The sequence below is a fragment of the Clostridium sp. AF02-29 genome, assembly GCF_934835585.1.
Classification (GTDB): domain Bacteria; phylum Bacillota; class Clostridia; order Lachnospirales; family Lachnospiraceae; genus Otoolea; species Otoolea fessa.
In genome coordinates, this window is record NZ_CAKVZK010000043.1 from 1 (window position 1) to 21,049 (window position 21,049).

15 protein-coding genes, 2 pseudogenes and 1 riboswitch are annotated in these 21,049 nt (G+C 48.8%); of the genes and pseudogenes, 5 read left to right on the top strand and 12 right to left on the bottom strand.

What is annotated here, in order from left to right; all coding sequences use genetic code 11:
- A pseudogene (locus tag PUQ60_RS10200) lies at positions 1-394 on the bottom strand (transposase); the annotation flags it as partial.
- Between the two features lie 575 nt (positions 395-969).
- Between PUQ60_RS10200 and PUQ60_RS10205 the strand changes: the two are divergent.
- From PUQ60_RS10205 to PUQ60_RS10220, 4 genes are all read left to right on the top strand, one after another.
- On the top strand, positions 970-2,625 hold the full coding sequence (locus tag PUQ60_RS10205) for an ATP-binding protein (protein ID WP_273381515.1): 1,656 nt from the start codon (positions 970-972) through the stop codon (positions 2,623-2,625).
- Positions 2,618-3,313 carry a response regulator gene (locus tag PUQ60_RS10210; protein WP_118471972.1) on the top strand — a complete coding sequence of 232 codons (696 nt, stop codon included), beginning with the start codon at positions 2,618-2,620 and terminating at the stop codon, positions 3,311-3,313. Before PUQ60_RS10205 ends, PUQ60_RS10210 begins: the two co-directional genes overlap by 8 nt.
- A 370-nt stretch (positions 3,314-3,683) precedes the next feature.
- On the top strand, positions 3,684-4,937 hold the full coding sequence (locus tag PUQ60_RS10215) for a sodium/glutamate symporter (RefSeq protein ID WP_107001073.1): 1,254 nt from the start codon (positions 3,684-3,686) through the stop codon (positions 4,935-4,937).
- A 299-nt stretch (positions 4,938-5,236) separates the two neighbouring features.
- The gene (locus tag PUQ60_RS10220) at positions 5,237-6,259 is read left to right on the top strand and encodes a TAXI family TRAP transporter solute-binding subunit (RefSeq protein WP_117795945.1); all 1,023 of its coding nucleotides are present in this window, start codon (positions 5,237-5,239) and stop codon (positions 6,257-6,259) included.
- Between the two features lie 102 nt (positions 6,260-6,361).
- On the opposite strand, the gene ribE is transcribed toward PUQ60_RS10220, so the two are convergent.
- The 11 genes from ribE to PUQ60_RS10275 form a co-directional block, all read right to left on the bottom strand.
- Entirely contained in the window at positions 6,362-6,832 is a 471-nt protein-coding gene (gene ribE, locus PUQ60_RS10225) for a 6,7-dimethyl-8-ribityllumazine synthase (protein WP_022359479.1), read from the bottom strand.
- 44 nt (positions 6,833-6,876) lie between these two features.
- Positions 6,877-8,079: a bifunctional 3,4-dihydroxy-2-butanone-4-phosphate synthase/GTP cyclohydrolase II gene (locus tag PUQ60_RS10230; protein ID WP_273380581.1), complete on the bottom strand. Its 1,203-nt coding sequence runs from the start codon at positions 8,077-8,079 to the stop codon at positions 6,877-6,879.
- Positions 8,080-8,094: 15 nt separating this feature from the next.
- Positions 8,095-8,742, bottom strand: coding sequence for a riboflavin synthase (locus PUQ60_RS10235; RefSeq protein WP_273380582.1), 648 nt, complete (start codon positions 8,740-8,742; stop codon positions 8,095-8,097).
- Between the two features lie 47 nt (positions 8,743-8,789).
- Entirely contained in the window at positions 8,790-9,932 is a 1,143-nt protein-coding gene (ribD, locus tag PUQ60_RS10240; protein ID WP_273380584.1) for a bifunctional diaminohydroxyphosphoribosylaminopyrimidine deaminase/5-amino-6-(5-phosphoribosylamino)uracil reductase RibD, read from the bottom strand.
- Between the two features lie 362 nt (positions 9,933-10,294).
- Positions 10,295-10,410: riboswitch (FMN riboswitch) on the bottom strand.
- Positions 10,411-10,487: 77 nt separating this feature from the next.
- Entirely contained in the window at positions 10,488-11,885 is a 1,398-nt protein-coding gene (locus PUQ60_RS10245; protein WP_273380585.1) for an MATE family efflux transporter, read from the bottom strand.
- 660 nt (positions 11,886-12,545) lie between these two features.
- The gene (locus PUQ60_RS10250; protein WP_022359656.1) at positions 12,546-13,907 is read right to left on the bottom strand and encodes an NCS2 family permease; all 1,362 of its coding nucleotides are present in this window, start codon (positions 13,905-13,907) and stop codon (positions 12,546-12,548) included.
- Between the two features lie 40 nt (positions 13,908-13,947).
- Positions 13,948-15,225, bottom strand: a complete 1,278-nt coding sequence (locus PUQ60_RS10255) for a ribonuclease E/G (protein ID WP_273380586.1) — start codon at positions 15,223-15,225, stop codon at positions 13,948-13,950.
- A gap of 105 nt (positions 15,226-15,330) precedes the next feature.
- The gene (locus tag PUQ60_RS10260; RefSeq protein ID WP_273380588.1) at positions 15,331-16,137 is read right to left on the bottom strand and encodes a TIGR03936 family radical SAM-associated protein; all 807 of its coding nucleotides are present in this window, start codon (positions 16,135-16,137) and stop codon (positions 15,331-15,333) included.
- 13 nt (positions 16,138-16,150) lie between these two features.
- Positions 16,151-18,019 carry a TIGR03960 family B12-binding radical SAM protein gene (locus PUQ60_RS10265; protein ID WP_273380590.1) on the bottom strand — a complete coding sequence of 623 codons (1,869 nt, stop codon included), beginning with the start codon at positions 18,017-18,019 and terminating at the stop codon, positions 16,151-16,153.
- A 228-nt stretch (positions 18,020-18,247) separates the two neighbouring features.
- Positions 18,248-18,637, bottom strand: a complete 390-nt coding sequence (locus PUQ60_RS10270; RefSeq protein WP_273380592.1) for a pyridoxamine 5'-phosphate oxidase family protein — start codon at positions 18,635-18,637, stop codon at positions 18,248-18,250.
- 82 nt (positions 18,638-18,719) lie between these two features.
- The gene (locus PUQ60_RS10275) at positions 18,720-20,033 is read right to left on the bottom strand and encodes an ATP-binding protein (RefSeq protein WP_273380594.1); all 1,314 of its coding nucleotides are present in this window, start codon (positions 20,031-20,033) and stop codon (positions 18,720-18,722) included.
- 785 nt (positions 20,034-20,818) lie between these two features.
- Between PUQ60_RS10275 and PUQ60_RS10280 the strand changes: the two are divergent.
- Positions 20,819-21,049, top strand: a pseudogene (locus PUQ60_RS10280) (multidrug transporter); the annotation flags it as partial.

Consider the following 21,049-nt stretch of genomic DNA (forward strand, 5'->3'; position numbering starts at 1 on the left):
ACATGACATCCCGATAGAATACCGGCATCGCATGATTCTCACAGACCAGCTTCGGTTTCCCCCTCAGTTCTCCCTTTTCCCACAAACTAAGGCGTGATTGATAGGAGGACACTGCTCCAAGTGCGTGTTGAATCGCCGCTCTTCTCAGATAAGATGGCATCTTAGGAAAATGACGGTCAAACGGAAATCTGGCATGATTCTTTTTTGTCTCATGTACCAGATGTTCCGCCTCATTAAAGCGTTTTTGTAGATTTTTGATTTCTGAAAGTTCTTCCCATATCTCTGCATACACCGGAATCAGATAGGAAACTGCTTTCCGAAAAATATCCAGCGTAGAGCGGAGCGGTATATTCTTTTTTTTAATTTCTACTCCATAGCTGGATACAATCTGCATAAAGGTCCCTGCTTTCTGTTTTCGATATTTCGCACACTGTGCAAAATGATACTGTAAAAAATACGCATTTCTTCTACCTACGAAAGTAATTTTTCTTTCGTAGGTAATACACTATATTTACATTTATATTATACCATGCATCTCTTTGCAAGGCAAACATTTGTTCTGTATCTATTAAAATAATTGGCACACCTAACTCATCACTAAAGTAACGAGAATGCGGTGTGCCGTTTTTCAACCTTTTTCCATCCAGCGTCTCGTAAACCGTTACACTTTCGTTATTGTACACGCATACGTGTCCAGTAACGGAATTTGCCGTGGCTTCGCATTTGAATACGGCAAATTCCTGCTGCCACCACGTTTTCTTACGGCACTTTCGGTTCCAAAAGTGCCTACCCGTGAACAATAACCCGGCCACTTTGCAATTCGCCATCCGGCGCTTTGTAAACTTTCACACTTTCTTGCAGATCGTTTCTTTTTTTACTATAATAACTTTAATCATCGTTTTGGTTTACACATTTTGCAGACCGGATCAACTCATTTCCTACATCAAATAAATTCCGGAGGTTTTATATATGAAGATAAAGGAAGGAAAATCAGCGCTGGAACAGAATCTGTACCGCTCCTTTCTGCTCCTTTCCGCTACCCTGGTGCTCATCTCACTTGGTTTTACTCTGTTTTTTGATATTTCCAGGCAGCGAAAGGATATGGACAAGCTGATCAGCGGTACTGCTTCTTATATTGCTGCAATTCCGGATGTCGCCGCCATGCTGGAAAACGGCTATCCTGATTCCACCGTGACCCGCGACCTGGATTCTCTTTCTTTGAATATACCAGATATCAATGTCATCGTCATCAGTGATAAAAACGGACTGCGCTTTTACCACACGGACCGTCTGAAAACCGGCGATTCCTACGTAGCAGGTGACGAGGACGCTATTCTGGCAGGAAGCGATCCATATATCACAACCGGCTACGGCACGCACGGCATGCAGCGGCGCGCCTTTCACGCAGTAAAAAACAGCGGCGGAGAGATCGTCGGTTTTGTGATGGTTTCCCTGTTCACCGCTACCCTGTCCGCCCAGCACCGCAGTCTGCTGTTCTTTTATATAATTATATTCCTGATCATGATGATCGTCAGCATTTCCCTGACGCACACAATGTTCTCCCTGCTGCGCGACTCCCTGTTGGGATATGACCCGGAAGAACTCGTCAATATTTATACCCGCCAGGATGAGGTCATGAATATGATCGACGAGGGACTTGCCGCAACCGATCTGGACGGCAGAATTCTCTTTGCCAACCAGAAAGTTTCCACAATACTCGGTTGTCCTGCAAACGAACCTCCGCTCACCCACTTAACGATTCAGGAATTGTTTCCACAGACCGCTTTCGATCAGGTCATAAAAACCGGCGAAAGTGTAACGCACGAGAGCATCAGCTTCGCCGGACGCCAGCTCATCGTCAAGGAGGTGCCAATCCATGGACGCGGCAAACAGGCGCGCCGGGGTGTCCTGATCGTTTTATTTGACCGCACCGACCTCCTGCGTCTCTCCGACGAGCTTTCCGGCGCCCACAATATGTTGGACACGCTGCGCGCGTTCAACCATGAATTTTTAAATAAGCTGCACATCATTCTCGGCTACCTACAGACCGGGGAGATTCAGCAGGCGATGAATTTTATCACCAACAGCAGCCTTGTCTCCAGCCAGTCCGTCCGTGAGACAGCCAACTGCATCCGCGTTCCAAAGATCTGTGCACTTGTGATCGGGAAAATGATGCACGCTGCTGAGCTTGGCATCCGCCTGCAGGTCAGCACCGACAGCACCTGCCGCGACCATGATCTGCTGATCCCGGTGGAAGGATTTGTCACCATTCTCGGCAATCTGATGGAAAATGCCATTGAAGAGCTAAGCCATGATCACACCGCCAGTCCGGATGTCATTAACGCATCTGAAAGCCCGCGCGAGATCCACATCGGCATCTACTGCCGCCCAGACGTCAACATCATCACCTGCGAGGACACCGGGCGCGGCATACAGCCGGAGCTGCTCGATCATATTTTCGAAAAAGGTGTTTCCTCCAAGGGCGAGAACCGCGGAACCGGGCTTTTCCTGGTTCATGAGCTGATGGAGGAGTACGGCGGAACCATCGATATCGACACAGAGCCTGGCGAGGGCACCTGCTTCACCCTGACATTTACCCGAAAGGAGACAGAATCTAATGTATAAAGTCATTATTATAGAAGATGATCCGATGGTTGCATCCATCAATAAACAGTACGTCGAGCTGACCTCCTCTTTTCACGTGGAGGCAACTTTCAAAAACGGCATCCTTGCCCTGCAGTATCTGCAGAACTGCACGGTTGACCTGGTTATTCTCGACTACTACACGCCTCAGATGAACGGTGACGAATTTATCGACCAGCTCCACGCGGCTGGCATGACCCCTGCGATCATCATGGTAACCTCTGCCAACGACGCAGAGACCGTCCGCCGGCTTATATCCCGCGGCGTCACCGATTATCTCGTCAAACCATTTGAATATGACCGTTTCAAAGCTGCCCTGGAACGATTTGCGAAACGTCAGGAGGAATTGAAAACATCGGCGTCCGCTTCTGACCTGGGACAGGCGGAGATCGACCGCCTCTTCTCCGTCCCAGATGTCTCCTCCCAGAGCGCTCCGCTGACAAAGGGCTTAAATGAACGCACCCTTGGACTGATCCGCCTCTTCCTCTCCGAACATCCGGAAGAGGTCTGGTCCAGCGAACAGATTTCGGAACAGGTTCATTTGTCCCGTATTACAGTCCGGCGGTACTTAAATTACTTAGTCGAAACCAACGAACTGGTCAGCATGATCGATTACCAGACCGGTGGACGCCCTTCTATTAAGTATAGATATTCCGTAACTGTTCAGTAGGTCTGCGCATTTACTGCGCTGACCGTACGAAAACATGGGCCAGCAGGCAAAAATCCCATTGCCGCAGGCAATTTTTAATGGATTTTTGCGCGTGACTGTGAAGGTACTGAACAGTTACGATATTCCGGAAAATAAGAACCACTTCGTCTTCCAGCAATATTCAGGTTTTTCCTGCCTTTTCGCGGCTGCAGCAGTACAGATTCACCATAGAGCCGAATCTATACTGCAGTCGCTTTTTTATAGTCATTTTTATTTACAATACTTACAAAACTGTATTTAAAATTACATAAATTGACTTCCCTTTTTCAATCTTATAAACTGTTTATAAAAGAAATAAACAAATTCTTAAAAAAGAATGGAGGGAAGTTCTATGTTAGAACACATTATGGGATACTTTGGAACTTACACACCGGCAGCCGACGGTGCCATCGCAACATTCCAGTTCGAGTATCTGACCACACTTGGTTTCGCAGCCATCGTTATCTTCTTAGGACGCGCGATTGTCGCTCACAGCGCCCTGCTCAGAAAATATGCTATACCGGCTCCGGTTATCTCTGGTATCATCTTTTCTGTTGTTGTATCTATCATCAAGGGTTCCGGAATCATCGGTTTTTCCTTTGATGCAAAAATCGTAAAAGACTTATGCCAGAACTTATTCTTCCTGTGCGTAGGTTTCGGCTTCAGCTACAAGATGTTAAAACACGCAGGCGGAAAGCTTTGTATCGCAATCGCAGTTGCGGCCTGTGTCCTGATTACCTTACAGGATGTCGTTGGTTACCTGGTAGGCAGCGCCATCGGTCTTCATCCGCTTCTGGCTCTGCAGTGTTCTTCCTCAGCTATGTCCGGCGGTGTTGGTACTGCTTCTGCATTTGGTCCTATCTTCGAGAACATGGGTGCTCCGGATGCAACCACAGTCGGTGTAGCAGCCGGTACTATGGGCAACATCATGGGTTCCTTAATCGGTGGCCCGGTTGCAGCTTTCCTGATTTCCCGTCACGGTCTGAAATCTGACCCGAACGACAGACCGGAATCCGCAAAAGCAGGTTCAGCAGCTGTTCTTAACAACACCCGTATGATCAAAGCATTTGCCCTGTCTCTGCTTGTAGCAGCACTTGGTATGCCGATCTACTGCCTGTTAGACAACATCCCGATGATCGAGATGCCGAAATTCATCGGCTGTCTGTTCGCAGGTGCTATCGCAAGAAACATCATGGATGCAGCTGGTATCGAATTCCCGGTTCCGGAGATCGACGCTATCGAGCATATGTTCCTGGAACTCTACCTGGCACTGGTTCTGATGACCATCGATATCACAAAGCTGGCTCCGGTAGCTGGTCAGATGGGTATCATCCTCCTTGCACAGGCTATCCTGATGGCACTCTTTGCAATCTTCGTATCTTTCAACGTATTTGGCCGCGATTACGGTGCAGCTGTTATGGCAGCTGGTAACTGTGGATGGGGCTGTGGTTCAGGTCCGAACGCAGTAGCAAACGAGAAAGCCGTTATGGATCAGTATGGATGGCACACCGTTGCTTGGGTTCTGTATCCGTCCTTCGCAGTTATCATCGACGATATTTACAACCCGATTTTCCTTTCCATCTTCTCCAGCCTGATTACAAAATAATCACTGAGACGAGATAGGAACACTTCATATAAGACACCTTTTATATAACAACATACCTAAAGCTCAATTGAAAATGTAACCTGAAAGAAGAGCGTCCGGTTCCCCCACATAAACCGGACGCTCTTTTTTTTTCATAGAAATTTTCTATACTATCTATCTTCTATCTTGGTCTTGTCTTATCACTGTTTTTTATGTTATACTTTTTATAGAGTTTTAATATTCTTTTAATCGCTAAGGCAGCATTCGACAGAACCGCTGCGTTTTTTTATATACTGATAAACTACGAAAAGGTGAGATCTATGAAAATAAAAAAACTAGTAAAATTGGCACCAATGATGCTTCTTACCTTCCTGCTCGGACTTTCCGGCTGTTCCGGCAGCACCTCCGCAGATGCGCGGGTCAACGACCATCCCAACGAAGCAGACGAAGAGCTGCACGTTCTGACCATCGGAACTGCCGACAGCGGCGGAACCATGTACCCGGTTGGCAGTGCCATCGCCTCTGTTTTAAGCGGACATGATGAACAGCTCAAGGTCAATTTAAGCGCCTCCAACGGTTCCTACACGAACGTGGAAAATATCAAAAACGGACAATTTGATATGGGACTGGTCAGCGGCGATGTGGCATTTTCCGCCTATCAGGGAACGGACGAATTTTCCGGTCATCCGGTCGAATCCCTGCGGGCGATCGGGGCCGTCTATTCAAGCCTGTCCACCTGGATGGCGCCGGAATCTGAGCATATCTCCTACGTTCATGAACTCGCCGGACACCACATTGCCGTCGGACCAGAAGGATCCACCACGGAGCTTTCCGCCCGCACCGCTCTCAAGGCAGCCGGGCTCAATATTGCCAACACTGCCCTTGAAAACTACAGCTTCTCCGCCAGCGTGGACTCTGTCTTAAACGGTAAACTCGACGCCGTCCACAGCTTCGCCGGAATCCCGGTCCACAGCCTGACCGACCTGGCCAGCCAGACGCCCTGCCGCCTGCTGGAGTACACTGACGAAGAACTGCAAAAAATTCTTGCAGCCAGCCCCTTCTACGTCCGCGCCACTGTCCCAGCCGGTACCTATCCGGGACAAACCGAGACACTGAAAACCTTCGGAATCAAATGCCTTCTCTGCGTGGACGCATCCATGGACGAACAGCTGGTCTACACCATCACCAAGATTCTCGACGAATCCCGTGAAGAACTGATCAGCGCCCACCCATCCTTAAGTAACTTATCTGATCCGGAATATATATGCAGCCAGCTTCCTATTCCGCTGCATCCGGGAGCTGAGAAATATTATACGGAACAGGGGCTGTTGAAAACAGAGTAACACCAAAACCTGGCGCATGGACGAATTTTCCTAAGACAAAAAAGCCAGGGCTGCAGCATTCCGCAGTCCTGGCTTTTTCGATGCCCGATTACCTGATTATTTTTACTTCCGGATCTCCCGCAGCAAATTCACCATCTCGATTGCTCCCATCGCGCAGTCAAATCCCTTATTTCCGCTCTTTGTTCCCGCTCTCTCGATCGCCTGCTCGATCGTATCCGTCGTCAGCACGCCAAACATAACCGGCACGCTGCTTGCCAGAGAAACCTGTGCGATTCCTTTCGAAACCTCGCTGCACACATAATCATAATGGCTTGTGCTTCCACGGATAACTGCACCCACGCAGATCACCGCATCATACTTTCCGCACTTCGCCATCTCCGACGCAATCAGTGGAATCTCAAAAGCACCTGGAACCCACGCAACATCTACGTCCTCCTCCGAGACATTGTGACGGCGCAGCGCATCCTGCGCGCCTGCGACCAGTTTCGAGGTGATAAACTCATTGAATCGTGCCGCCACAATTCCGATCCTCATATTATTTTCCGCTACTACGTTTCCTTCAAATGTACGCATAAGTACCATCCTTTCCGACGATCTATTTTCGCCTGTCACTTTTTCTATTTAAAATTCAAAATATGTCCCATACGCGCCTGCTTCGTTTTCAGGTAAAATCCATCATACGGCGTCGCCTCCATCTGAATCGGCACGCGCTCCTTGATTTCCATGCCAAAATCCGAAAGCTGGTATACCTTATCCGGGTTATTGGTCAGAAGACGCAGCGTCTTGATTCCCAGATCCTTTAAAATCTGTGCCCCAATGTAGTATTCCCGCAGATCGCCCTTAAATCCCAGCGCCAGGTTCGCATCCAGCGTGTCCATGCCGCCATCCTGCAGCTTGTAGGCGCGCAGCTTATTTAAAAGCCCGATGCCGCGTCCCTCCTGCCGCATATAGAGGAGAACGCCTCGTCCCTCTTTCTCAATCTGGGTCATCGCCGACGCAAGCTGCTGTCCACAGTCGCACCGCAGAGAACCAAATGCATCGCCGGTCAGGCACTCCGAATGCACGCGGCAGAGTACATCTTTCCCATCTCCGATATCGCCCTTGACGAGTGCCACATGGTGTTCTCCATTTAAGAGATTCAGGTAGCCATACGCGCGGAATTCGCCGTATTTCGTCGGCATCCGCGTCTCTGCCACACACTCGACCAGCTTTTCATGTCTCTTGCGGTACTCCTGCAGCTGTTTAATGGAAATCATCGCCAGACCCCATTGTTCTGCCATCGCAAATAATTCTTCCGACCGCATCATCGTTCCATCCTCGCGCATGATCTCGCAGCACAGACCGCATTCCGGCAGCCCTGCAAGCCGCATCAGGTCTACCGTCGCCTCTGTGTGACCGTTGCGCTCCAGAGTGCCGTTTTTCTTCGCCATCAGCGGAAACATATGTCCCGGGCGGCGGAAATCCTCCGGCTTTGTGTCCGGATCCACGCACGCGCGCGCCGTAATACCGCGCTCCTCGGCAGAAATACCGGTGGTCGTCGTTTTATGGTCGATCGATACGGTAAACGCCGTCTCATGGTTATCCGTGTTATCCATCACCATCTGTGGGAATTGCAGCTTCCGGCAGATTTCTGCGCTCATCGGCATACAGATTAAGCCCTTCGCATGCGTCGCCATGAAATTGACATTTTCTGTCGTGGCAAAACTTGCCGCGCAGATAAGATCGCCTTCATTTTCGCGATCCTCGTCATCCGTAACCAGGATTAAATGTCCTTTTTTCAGCTCGTCCAGAGCCATTTCAACTGTATCAAACTGCTTCATTGTTCTCCTCCTCTATTAAAATCCATACCGCTGCAGAAATTCTCTTGTCATGCCCTTTCCTGCCTTATCCTCTTCTTCCGCTCCTATCAGCTTCGCCACATACTTTCCAATGCAGTCATTTTCCAGATTGACAATATCGCCTGCCCGCTTAAACGCAAGCGCTGTCTCCTGCAACGTATGCGGGATGATGGATACGGAAAATGATACGTGATCCACCCGTGCGACCGTCAGGCTGATTCCGTCGATCGCGATCGATCCTTTTTCCACAATCAGCCGCAGAATCGGTTCTGGAGCCTGAATCGTATACCAGACGGCATTTCCGTCCCGGCGCACATCCCGGATGGTTCCGGTTCCGTCGATGTGACCGGAGACGATATGTCCGCCAAACCGTCCGCCCGCCAGCATCGCCCGCTCCAGATTGACCGGGCTTTTGACACCCAGCGCCCCCAGGGACGAACGGTTCAGCGTCTCATGCATCACATCCGCACAGAAATAATCTCTCCCAAATGACGTGACCGTCAGACACACACCGTTGACCGCAATGCTGTCGCCCAGATGAACATCCGAGAGCACCTTAGACGCAGCAACCGTCAGCCGTGCCGAGACTGCCTGGCGCTCAATCGCACGGATCTTTCCCACTTCCTCTATGATTCCTGTGAACATCTTTTCTCCTTTTCAAATCAGCGATTTTTTCCCGTTCTAACACCGCCTCATTCATCTTGACCGGACACCTCATATTCCAGCAGCAGATCCTCTCCCAGCCACACTGCCTCCGGCTTTTTAAGAAGAAATGCCTCCGGCGGCGCATCCACGCCGGTTCCCCTCACCGGGGTCGGGGCGCCTGCCCCTCCGAAAATCTTCGGAGCAATGTACGCCTGCACCCGGTTCACAAGCCCTGCCTTTAAAAACGACCATGCTAGCGTCCCGCCGCTCTCGACCATCACGCTGTCCACTTTCTCCTCGCCCAGCCGCTGCATCATCGCCTGCAAATCCAGTTCTCCCTCTTTTGCCGGGACACTTAAAACACGACAGCCGGCGTCCTCATATGCTTTCTTCCTTCCGGCATCCGATACCGCCGTCACAATCCAGGTCGGTGTCTCCCGCGCGGTCTGTACCACGGTCGATGAAAGCGGTGTCCGAAGCTTCGTATCTGCAATCACCCGGATCGGATTTTTCCCTCCCGGAATCCGGCAGGTCAGCTGCGGATTGTCCGCCAGCACCGTCGAAACACCAGTCAGAATCGCCATATAACGCCCGCGGTCCTCATGCACCCGCTTCCGCGCCGCCTCGCCCGTGATCCACTGGGATTTACCCGACACCGTCGCTGTCTTTCCGTCGAGTGTCATCGCGTATTTCAGCACCGTAAACGGAAGTTTCGTCCGCATGAAATGGAAGAACACCTCATTCTGCCGTTCACACTCTCCGCGTAAAACTCCGGCCACCACTTCCAGCCCTTTTTCCCTCAGAAGCCGGATGCCGCGCCCTGCCACCACTGGATTCGGATCCGTACAGCCGACAATCACGCGCTTCACCCCGGATGCCAGCACTGCTTCCGTACACGGCGGCTGTTTTCCGGTGTGACAGCAAGGTTCCAGCGTCACATACAAATCTGCTCCCGCCGTCTCTTCGCCCCGCTCTGCCGCATTCTTAAATGCTTCCCGTTCTGCATGAAGCTGTCCATATCGTGTATGATATCCCTCGCCGATGATGCGTCCATCCTTTACCAGCACCGCGCCGACCATCGGATTCGGATTGACCCATCCTTGCCCTTTTTCTGCCAGTGCTAACGCCTGCTTCATATATTCCCGATCCTGTGGCTGCTCACCGGGAACCTTTACATGGATTCGTTCCATCTTTTTCCCCACCTTTCTATCAAAAGAATGTGCCAAGGCACATTCTCGCACCGAACGCGGTCGCCTGCGACCTATTTCTGCTTCGCGCAAGTGTGCATCCTCACGGAGCGTTTTTTGTTTCATATGATACAATTTTTGAAACAAAAAAGCCCTGAAATGTGAAATACTTTTATTTTCACATCTCAGGGCTTATAATTTCTATTTTATAATATCTTTCATGATATTAATTATCGTAAATATTTTTTATACATCCTTTCTCGATGACTTTTCTCCCTCTTTTGCCATAGCGGTATATATCCGCCATATCCATCATCCAGGGAAGTGCATCTGGAAGCTTCCCGGCACCGCCGTTTTTATTTACGTTTTCTCTTCTTTCATCCAGACTATACGGTCGGTTTTGGAATTGCACCAAATCATGCGCCATGCGCTCGCGGACTTTACCGCCGGTCGGGAATTACACCCTGCCCTGAAGATATCGTTATTTTGTTGTCATTCATTATCTGTATTGCATTATAGATCCAGAGGATCCGTTTGTCAATCCACTATTTTTATCATTTATTGATTGATGACAGTGTTATCTGAGTTACCGTTCCATTTAGCGCGCTCTACACAGCGCCCCATAATGCGCCCAATCAAAAGAAGATACACGATCACCGACACCGTCGTTCCGCCGAAATCCGATACCACTTCTGCGTAGAAAACATTTTCAACTCCCGCAAACACCGGAATCAGGAACACGCTGACCAGGTACAGCAGCTTCCGGAACATTGACAGTGAGATCGCCACCGACGGCACGCCCATTCCGGTAAATCCATCTACGACCTCATACTGGACTGCCAGTGGAATAATCCCCATCGTGTAGACCCGGATCGCCCAGACGGTCAGTTCCACATAGGACTCATTGCGCGTAAAGAGATACACAAAATACTGCGCCAGCGTCCGGGAAAACAGGAACATGATGCTGCACTGCACCACCGCCAGCAATGTGATATACTTCTGTGCGCTCCGGATCCGATCCGGGCGTCCCGCGCCGAAATTGAAGCCCAGGATCGCACCCGTTCCCGATGTAATGCCTCCGAGCGGCATCGTCACGATCAGCATAAAGCTCTGCACGATTGTCGTACAGGTCAAAAGCATGTCCGCCTCCGCGCCGCCATACATCTGAATTACCGTATTGAGCGAAATGATCAGCACATTGTCAAATGCGATAATCAAAAATGGCGACAGTCCCATCAGCGCAATCTTACAGACTGTCTTCACCTGTGGACATTCAAATTCAAGCCGCAGAAGCACGCGATTTCCTCGCAGGAAACGAAGGACAAAGGCCGCCGACGCAAACTGTGACAGAACCGTGGCAAACGCCGCCCCCGCCACGCCCATGTCAAACACAAAAATAAACACTGGATCCAGCACAATATTCGTTACCGCACCGAGCGCCACCGAAATCATTCCGATCCGCGCAAATCCCTGGCAGATAATAAACTGGTTCATTCCGATCGAAAGCAGCGCAAAGACCGTTCCCAACAGATAGATCGTAAAGTACGATTCCGCATACGGCAGAATCGTCTCACTCGCACCAAACCGCGTCAAAATTTCTCGTTTAAATACAAACAGAACCAACGTCAGAACCGCCGACAGCCCGACAATCATCCAGAAGCTGTTTGCCAGAATCTTTTTCGCTTTCTCATCCTGCCCCTCGCCCATACGGATGCTCATGAGCGGCGAGCCGCCCAGACCGACCAGATAGGCAAACGCGGAGATCAGCGTCACAATCGGTCCGCTGACGCCGACGCCCGCAAGCGCCGTCTCCCCGATCACCGGGATATTTCCAATATAGATTCGATCGACCACGCTGTAGAGCACATTGATAAACTGCGCCAGCATCGAAGGAATCGCCAGACGGAGCACCAGCCGCCGGATATCGTCCCGCCCCAAATCATTTTCTATCTTCATATGTATCCCACCTCCGTATGAAACCTGCCCTGCTATTTTATTTTCTTAACTTTTCCTCTCAGAACTGGTTCCATGCGTGTTTCTATCGCCAGAGTCTACTCCCTCTTCTGTCTTTACTGTTCACACACGTGTGCCCAGCAACGGGATTTTGCCGATGCTGCGCATTCCAAATCGGCAAAATCTGCTGCCAGAACTGTATCGTACGGAATTTTCAGTTCAGAAAATTCCTACCTGTGAACAGTTACCCTCTGTCCTTTATACCGTCTGCCCGCCAAAATGTCAATGAGATATTCCTGATAAAAATTGCCCTTTTTTGTACAGTAAAAAGCGCCGGCACTGCAAGCAGGTCCGGCGCTTTTTACCCGATATCGGTTGCTGGTTGTCAACCGATACCGAAAAGATCCCAGCAGAAAATCTTGGACAGTTCGTAACGGAGTGTAATGCATCAAGGAATTTCGAGTAACTTGATTTGTTTTTGTTCGTCTCTGTCCGCGTTCTTCCGCGTGGGAATGATTTTCATCCGTTCAATAAGTTAATGCGCTGCATACGCATTTTATTGCACGTTAATCAAAAAAATTTTAAAAACTTTTTTGATATAGACTATTTTATTATGAAAACCTGTTTTCGTCAAGTTTTCAGGGGTTAAATTATTACAAGTTGTTACAGGAAAATGTATTTGAGAACGAAGAGCACCGCCAGCACATACATAAGCGGAGTGATCTTCTTTGCTTTTCCTGCTGCCACATTCAAAAGCACATAAGAGATAATTCCCATGGAAATACCCTCGGAAATGCTGTAGAACAACGGCATGGCGATGATTGCCAGATATGCCGGGATTGCCTCGGTGATATTGTCCTCATCGAAACGAATTTCAGTTACAGTTCCCACCATCAGGAATCCAACCATGATTAATGCCGGAGCCGTCGCAAAGGACGGGATCGCCGTAAAAATCGGTGCAAACAGGGTAGAAAGCAGGAACAGGAGTGCCGATACCAGGGCAGTCAGACCGGTACGTCCGCCGACTGCAACACCCGATGCAGACTCAACGAAGGTAGTCGTTGTGGAAGTACCTAATACCGCACCAAAGGAAGTTGCGATCGCATCTGCCATCAGCGCCGGACGGATACCCGGAAGACGACCTTCCTCGTCCAGCATGTCTGCCTTGGTTGCTACACCAATTAATGTACCAAGTGTATCAAAAATATCTACAAACAGGAATGAGAAAATAACTACGATAAAATTGATGATTCCAACTGCATCGAAGTCAACGGTAAAGCATTTACCAAATGTCTCTCCCAGTTTGGAGAAATCGGTGATTCCCAGGGTCGGGAACAGGGTGTAGAAACCATTCTCTACGTCCGGTGTGTAAATGCCGGTTACCTGGCACAGCATACCGAGAATCCAGGTTCCCAGAATGCCGTACAGAATCGCGCCCTTCACACGGTAGGTGTATAAAACCGCCATGATAAACAGACCGATCAGCGCCAGCAGCGCGCAGATACCTGCGGTATGGAAATTTTCCGGGAAGCTGATGATCGTTACCAGTGTGGAAGAGTCTACTGAAAGTCCCGCATTCTGAAGACCGATAAATGCGATGAACAGACCGATACCGACGGACACACCGCGCTTTAAAGTCAACGGAATTGCATTGAAGATCGCCTCGCGCACGTTTGTCAGAGACAGCACGATGAAGATCAGACCCTCTGCAAATACAGCCAGCAGTGCAACATGCCAGCTATAGCCATAGCCCGCGCACACCGTATACGCCATATACGCGTTGAGTCCCATGCCTGCGGACAGAACGAACGGCAGGTTCGCCATAAATGCCATGCAGGCAGTACCGATGAATGATGCCAGAGCCGTAGCCAGAAGCACCGCAGTCGGGTCCATGCCGGTCGATCCGAGGATGCTCGGATTAACTGCCAGAATGTACGCCATCGTCATAAAGGTCGTAATTCCAGCCATGACTTCCGTCTTTACGGTCGTCTGATGCTCGGATAGCTTAAATACTTTTTCAAACATCTTTTCTTCTCCTTGTGTTTTTCATTCTATGATTCAACCGCTACAAAATCTCATGAAGCGGACGGCGCACCTTTTTGCGGGTGATCTCCACCAGCCCAAGCCGCGTCATATCCACCAGGATCGTTTTGACCGGATCTCTGGATAGCTCTTCTCCCAGAACCCGCATCAAGGTCTCCTGGTCTTCTTTTGATTCCATATCGATAAAATCTATAATAATAATTCCCGAAAGATTGCGAAGGGAAAGCTGTCTGGCCACCTCATGCGCCGCCTCCAGGTTGATCTTTAAGATCGTCTCGGCCGGTGTCTTCTTGCCGGTGTATTTCCCCGTATTGACATCGATAACTGTCAACGCTTCTGTGGGCTCAATCACAAGATATCCACCGGATTTCATCCAGACACGGCGATCCGATGCACTTTTCAACACCGATTCCAGACGGTACAGCTTCATTAATGGAAGGTTATCATCCGTATATAGGGACAAGTTCGGAACCGCCTGGTTTATGCTTTCATTTTTATCTGCCGGGGGCTGATTTTCTTTTTGTTCCTTGTCCTCTTCCTTCTCTTCCTCCAGCCATGCCTCAATCTTCTTCGCATACTCCGGCACATCTGTGATGATCTCCGAAAGGGTTCCTTTCTTCGCATCCCTAAGACTCTGGATATAGGGCGGCGTACCCTGCTCTAAAAGGCTGTAACAGGTGCGGCAGGCTGCCCGGGCAAAAAGTTCTTCCATCTGCTGTTTCAGCTTCTCTGTTTCTGCACAGAGTGTTTCGATGGAAGCCGACGCCCCATTCGTCCGGACAATCAGTCCAAAACGCTCATCCTTATGTGTCAGAAGTTCCTCCCGCACCTTCTCTTTCCAGGCATTATCCTTGATTTTTGCCGAAAATCCAATCTGCGGTTTTCCAACCGTCAGAACCATATAGGTACCCGGAAAATTCAGACAGCAGGTCACGGACGGATCCTTGGTTTTCAGGGCGTCGCGGGACACCTGGACGAGAAGCTCGTCTCCAGCTTTTAGTTTCCGTGGACTTACTTTCTTCTCAGAATTTCCAGAATATTCTAATGAACATAGCGGGTTCAGCTCGTCTGTATAAAGCGGAACCGGGTTTTCCGCCAGGCTGAAATACCCAGTTTTTCCACCGCCGAGGTCAATAAACGCGGCGTTGATGTTTTTTACCACATTTTTCACCTTGCCGATGTAAATATTCCCCAGCAGGCTTTCATCGCCAGATTCCAGCGTCAGCGACCGGCAGTGCCCGTCCGAGAGGAGCGCCGTCAGGCTTCGATCCTTCCATTTTGTCACTATTAACTGATCCAAACTCTTCGTCTCCTCTCATTTTTTGCTGCCGTTCACACTTTGCGCTACCTGCAGCCGGATTTTACTGGCGCTTCGCATTTCATCTCTTAATGAACATTGAAGCATTTACACAATCTCGCTTCCATACGCCTCAAGCGGCACATACTCCGGTGCGCCCTCGGCGCCCTCGTCCGCATACAGCTCCTCGCGCTCGACCTGAATGGCAAACGGGCGGTAGGTCAGCCCCAGGCTCTCATAGAATGCCTGCAATACCTGCTCCGGCTTTCCGTTTGCCGCACTGCCCGATAAGAGGCGCAGGAAGACACAGATTTCTTCTGCCTGTTTTTCCTCCTCAACCGTCTCATTTTCCAGATCCGGATACCAGTCTGCGACCATCGCCGGAACATACTCTTTCCGCTCCGCGATTCGCGCCTCACAAATCAGCGGACGCAGATCCACGGTTCTCTCGCCCTTTTTCGTCTGCTTCACAAACGGAATTGTCTCGCTTTTGCAGAATGTCAGGAATTTCCCGAAAAATTCTTCTACACTGCTGCCGTCCTCCGGTGCAAATCCCTCTTTAAACCAGAATGTGTAATCAGCAGCTGCCACCAGCGACATCGCATTCTTTGCCGTCTCCGGAAGCTCGCGGTAGCTGAGCACCTCCAGCCCCTCGGCGCTGACCTCATTTAAGCGGCGCACCATCCCGTTCGAATTTCCGCTGGAATTGACATCAATATCCACATACTCCGCATGGCTGATAAGCCCCACGCTGAGCGGAGAGGCAAACGACATGATCTGGTGCGGGCTGAATCCTTCGCTATAACGGATATCCACTTCCGCCCGGCGCATTACCTTCTGGAAGTAACGCATCACGTCCAGATGACCGATAAAACGCACCGTTCCCTGTTTTTGAAATTTAATTCGTATCTTCATGACCGCTCCTTCCTCATGCCCGTTCTTCGAAACAGACTCCGCCGCCGTACTTGCGGACACCACATCCCGAACAGCGCATCCGGCAGTTCGGCGTTACCGTTTCCGCCTGTGCGTTCGCCCACTCGCGTTTCAGGAAATCCTTCGTCACACCCGCGTCGATGAAATCCCACGGGAACACTTCATCAAGGCTTCGCTCACGCGTCGTATAGAAATCAATGTCCACGCCGCAGGTCTCAAACGCCTTCATCCAGATATCATTGTTGAAATACTCTGACCAGGAATCGTAGATTGCACCCTGACGGTACGCCTCCTCGATCACAGCTGCCACCTTGCGGTCGCCGCGCGCCAGAACGCCTTCCAGCACGGTCACATCCGCCTCATGCCAGTTATAGCGGAGACTCTTCTTATTTAACATCTCTTTCATGCGGTGGTTGACGATGCTGGCACGCTCCAAGAACTGCTCTTTCGTGCACATCGGCGCCCACTGGAACGGGGTAAATGGCTTCGGCACAAAGAACGAGGTGCTGGCGGTTACCTGCACCTTGCCGTGGCGCTGCTCCTTCGGAACCGTGTCATAGTACACTTCCGCCACCTTCTCCGAAAGCTCGGCAATGCCCTGCATATCTTCCACGGTCTCAGTCGGAAGTCCCAGCATAAAGTAGAGCTTTACGCGGTTCCAGCCGCCCTTGAACGCCTCGGCAGAACCATTTAAAATGTTTTCCTCGGTCAGACCCTTGTTGATAACGTTACGCAGACGCTGGGATCCCGCCTCCGGTGCAAAGGTCAGGCTGCTCTTCTTCACGTCCTGCACCTTGCTCATGACATCGAGGGAAAATGCGTCAATACGCAGGGACGGCAGGGACACATTGACGCCCTTTCCGTCAAACTCGTCGATCAGGAAATTGACGATTCCCTCCAGCTTCGTGTAATCACTGGAGCTCAGCGAACTCAGCGAAATTTCCTCATGTCCGGTGCTCTTTAGCATCGTCCGCGCCAGACGTTTCAGTTCCTCCAGGCTGCGCTCGCGCACCGGGCGGTATACCATGCCCGCCTGGCAGAAACGGCATCCGCGGATACAGCCGCGCATGATCTCGAGAACCACACGGTCCTGCGTCGCGCGCAGATACGGAACCACCGGCTTCTCCGGATACCAGGTATCGCTCATATCCATGACAAGCTGCTTGGAAACGGTCTGCGGCGCGTGCGGGTTGTTCGGCGTCATCGCCTCGATCGTGCCGTCCTCTTTGTATGTCACATCATAAAATCCCGGCACATAGATACCCGGAATCTGCGCCGCCTGCTCCAGAAATTCCTTCCGGCTGCCGCCGCGCGCCTTGATCTCCTTGTAGCGGTCGATCAGGTCAAAATAAACCACCTCGCCCTCGCCCATATAGAAGAGATCGAAAAATGGTGCAATCGGCTCCGGATTGTAGGTACACGGACCGCCGCCGATAACGATCGGATCCTCCTCGGTACGATCTTCTGCATGGAGCGGAATCTGTGATAATTCCAGCACCTGCAAAATATTGGTGTAGCACATTTCGTACTGGATTGTAATTCCAAGGAAATCAAAATTTTTGATCGGATCCTGGCTTTCAACAGCAAACAGCGGAATCTTCTGCTCCCGCATGATCGGATCTAAGTCCATCCACGGGGAATAAACGCGCTCACAGTAAACGTCATCCCGGCGGTTGAACATATCATAAAGAATCCGGATGCCCAGATGGGACATGCCGATCTCGTACACATCCGGAAAGCACATGGCAAACCGGACTGCTACCTTCGACGGATCCTTCTTCACCATATTCACCTCGCCGCCAATATAACGCGCCGGCTGGGAGATCTTGAGAAGGATTTCATCACTTAATGCTAATTTTCTCATAAAATTATTTTTACCTACATTTCTCATTTTTTGCGATGTGTTCATCGCTGTTTTTTAGTTCTTTTTTTGTTCTTCTCCGTAAGCGTAAAAATACAAATTCTTGTCAAGTATTTTTTTGCAGACAGTTTACATAACTTTTTCCACTCTTACAACAAAAAATTGTTTCTGAAATACGCACAATTCTGATTTTTCATTTTTTTACGGACAAATCTGTTGCATATGTGCAGATCAGACCGCATTATTATACGGTATTTCCCGCGTTTCCGCAACAGATTCTTTCCCGAAAGAAATTTTTCGAACTCCTATCATCGAACTTTTTATCAAGTTTTCCGAATATTCATCAAATTCAGGAACCTCAAATAACATCGGCTCGATGAGCTTTGCCGTTCCCATGACCAGTACGCTTTTCAGCGCACCAAAGTCCGGGGGCTTTTCAAAGACAGCAAGACTGACATTTTTATTCCTCTCAAGTCCTATGAACTTCTCGCCGCCTTCTGTAAAAATCCAAAACTGGCCATCGTGATAGCTATATTCCAAGAGAGTACATCGCACATAGTCACCGATTCCGGCAGCTAATGCACATACTACATTGCCATGAAGGGACTCCAGAACCTCCATTTCATTAGTTCGCTTAGCGCGAACTTCTGTATTGTCTGATTCAGAACAAAAAATACCCCGTTGGTTTTGAGGTAAATTGTTATCAGCTTACCACATATATTGTTCTTTTCAAATATTCCGCAAGCATATATAACGGAACATTTGTCAGCCAGTCTTCCTGCTTATAATTTGACATACTGCTACGAATCGCCATGCCCGGCTTATATTTATCGCAAAATGCCTTCAAACTCCTGGCACGGAGATTCTGTTCTGCCTTCACCTCAATCGGAACGCAGTCTAAATCTCCCTGCAACATAAAATCTATCTCTCCAGTTGATCGTGCTGTTGCAAAATAATAAAGCGGATATCCTGCAGCGTGTAACTCCTGTGCAACATACTGTTCCGTAAGTGCCCCCTTGAATTCTTCAAAGATCCGGCTTCCCTCCAATAGAAGTCTTGCTGATAATCCGGCCTTTGCTGTTAACAATCCCACATCGAACATGAACATTTTAAAACTGTTCATTTCCATGTACGCAATCAGTGGAATATCTGGCTTTGATACTCTATAGCTTTTCAGGATTAACCCTGCATCTTCCAACCACTGAATTGCAAGTTCAAAATCTTTTGCCCGTGCACCCTCTCGTAGTGCTCCATACATAAACTTACGATTTTCCTTAGCCAATTGGGAAGGAATCGAATTCCAGACCATCATGATGCGCGGAACAACTTCCTTTGGCGCATGTTTGCTAAAATCCTCTTCATAGTACTGCAGAAGATTGTTTTGGATCTCACGTACCTCAAATAGATCATCGGAATCAATATATGTCTGGACTACTTCTGGCATTCCGCCCACATAATAATACTTTTTTAACAAATCCGTATATTTCCCGGCATATGCATTGATCAGTTCATAATCTTGGGACCTCAACGCTTCATGCAACCCCTTTTCACCAACTGCCAAAATGAATTCATTGAAGCTCATAGGGCATAATTTTAAAAAATCAACCTTCCCAACAGGAAAGGATGTTCCCTGATGTAATGCAACACCAAGCAGGGAACCAGCTGCAATGATAGAATACTGCGGTGCATTCTCATAGAAATATTTTAAAGATGCCAGCGCCTTTGGTGCTTCCTGGATCTCATCAAAAATAATCAATGTATTTTCAGCCTGAAAACTCTTTCCGTACTCAATTTTGATTGCAGAAAGGATCCGCTTTAAGTCAAAGTCTAGGTCAAATACATCCTTCATTGCTTTATTATTATCAAAATTGATATAGACTGTATTTTCATAGAACCTGGCTCCAAATTCCTTCATAATCCAGGTTTTTCCGACCTGGCGCGCTCCTTGTATGATCAGCGGCTTTCTGTTTTTTTTATTCATCCATCGTTCCAGTTTCGTAAACAGCTCTCTTTCCATTAAGAAACCTCCTGCGCAACATATACATCCAAAAGCATCTGTATTCTATCTTAACACTTTTCAGGGTATATTTCTATTGCTAAACAGCATTTTTGTGGACATTATTTTATTATAAATCACATTTTTTCGGTTAATATTATTATAATTCCAACATTTTTTCGGACATATTCATTCTTCCAGAAGCGCCCACTTGACGGCCTCCAGATAGACCGAAAGCGTTTCTTCTTTTTCGTGTTCCAGAAAATGGGGGAAGGTTCCGCTTGGAATACAGTTGATTTTTATAGCCATATGTAAAGTCTTTTTGTATTGCAAAAAGCTATATCATAGATATAAGGATTCCAATCAGTAATGCTTCCCGTACCGTCCAAAAACATCAAAAATGAGGTGTCCTATACAGCCTGATTGGGTAAAAAAATACCCCGTTGGCTTCCCAACGAGGCATCGAAGATTATAATGTTTTAATTTGATTTCTGATTTCAGAATGTAGATGCATTCTTGGATTTTTATTCACTTTACAGTCCAATCATATAAAATTATCCCTGGTATCACTCCAGGAATCACTGAATCAGAAACAGGCAGAATACACAGAAGATGAATTATTCTTCCATACAGAAAATAAAAATGGTCGTATTTTTCTCGAGACGACACCGGAAGAATATCTGATTCTCAGCGATCCGATTCATACAGATGACCATCAGAAAATCATCCAGGCTCTTTGCCGCCACATCGGTTACTGCAATGCCCACGCTCTAAATGCCGGTCATCCTTATGGTGCCATGCTTGATGTGGCAGATTTACGCAAAAATCATCTGGATACCTATGCTTATTTTTTCACAAAAGTTATAACAAAACCGAAAAATCACCCCTATCACTTAAAACCGGCCGGAACCTACGCAGTTGCTTACTTAATGGGAAATTACTATGACTCGAAAGACACCTACGAAAAACTCTTTGATTGGATCGATGAACACAAGTTTAAAACCGGCAAATACTCTTATAAAGAGGCTGTGATCGAC

Bases quoted from the DNA above. Each gene is read 5' to 3' on its own strand.
- PUQ60_RS10210 (WP_118471972.1), top strand. From the start codon at position 2,618: ATGTATAAAGTCATTATTATAGAAGATGATCCGATGGTTGCATCCATC.
- PUQ60_RS10205 (WP_273381515.1), top strand. From the start codon at position 970: ATGAAGATAAAGGAAGGAAAATCAGCGCTGGAACAGAATCTGTACCGC.
- PUQ60_RS10270 (WP_273380592.1), bottom strand. From the start codon at position 18,637: ATGGAGGTTCTGGAGTCCCTTCATGGCAATGTAGTATGTGCATTAGCT.
- PUQ60_RS10215 (WP_107001073.1), top strand. From the start codon at position 3,684: ATGTTAGAACACATTATGGGATACTTTGGAACTTACACACCGGCAGCC.
- PUQ60_RS10245 (WP_273380585.1), bottom strand. From the start codon at position 11,885: ATGAAGATAGAAAATGATTTGGGGCGGGACGATATCCGGCGGCTGGTG.
- PUQ60_RS10230 (WP_273380581.1), bottom strand. From the start codon at position 8,079: ATGAAGCAGTTTGATACAGTTGAAATGGCTCTGGACGAGCTGAAAAAA.
- ribE (WP_022359479.1), bottom strand. From the start codon at position 6,832: ATGCGTACATTTGAAGGAAACGTAGTAGCGGAAAATAATATGAGGATC.
- PUQ60_RS10260 (WP_273380588.1), bottom strand. From the start codon at position 16,137: ATGAAGATACGAATTAAATTTCAAAAACAGGGAACGGTGCGTTTTATC.
- PUQ60_RS10265 (WP_273380590.1), bottom strand. From the start codon at position 18,019: ATGAGAAAATTAGCATTAAGTGATGAAATCCTTCTCAAGATCTCCCAG.
- ribD (WP_273380584.1), bottom strand. From the start codon at position 9,932: ATGGAACGAATCCATGTAAAGGTTCCCGGTGAGCAGCCACAGGATCGG.
- PUQ60_RS10275 (WP_273380594.1), bottom strand. From the start codon at position 20,033: ATGGAAAGAGAGCTGTTTACGAAACTGGAACGATGGATGAATAAAAAA.
- PUQ60_RS10220 (WP_117795945.1), top strand. From the start codon at position 5,237: ATGAAAATAAAAAAACTAGTAAAATTGGCACCAATGATGCTTCTTACC.
- PUQ60_RS10250 (WP_022359656.1), bottom strand. From the start codon at position 13,907: ATGTTTGAAAAAGTATTTAAGCTATCCGAGCATCAGACGACCGTAAAG.
- PUQ60_RS10235 (WP_273380582.1), bottom strand. From the start codon at position 8,742: ATGTTCACAGGAATCATAGAGGAAGTGGGAAAGATCCGTGCGATTGAG.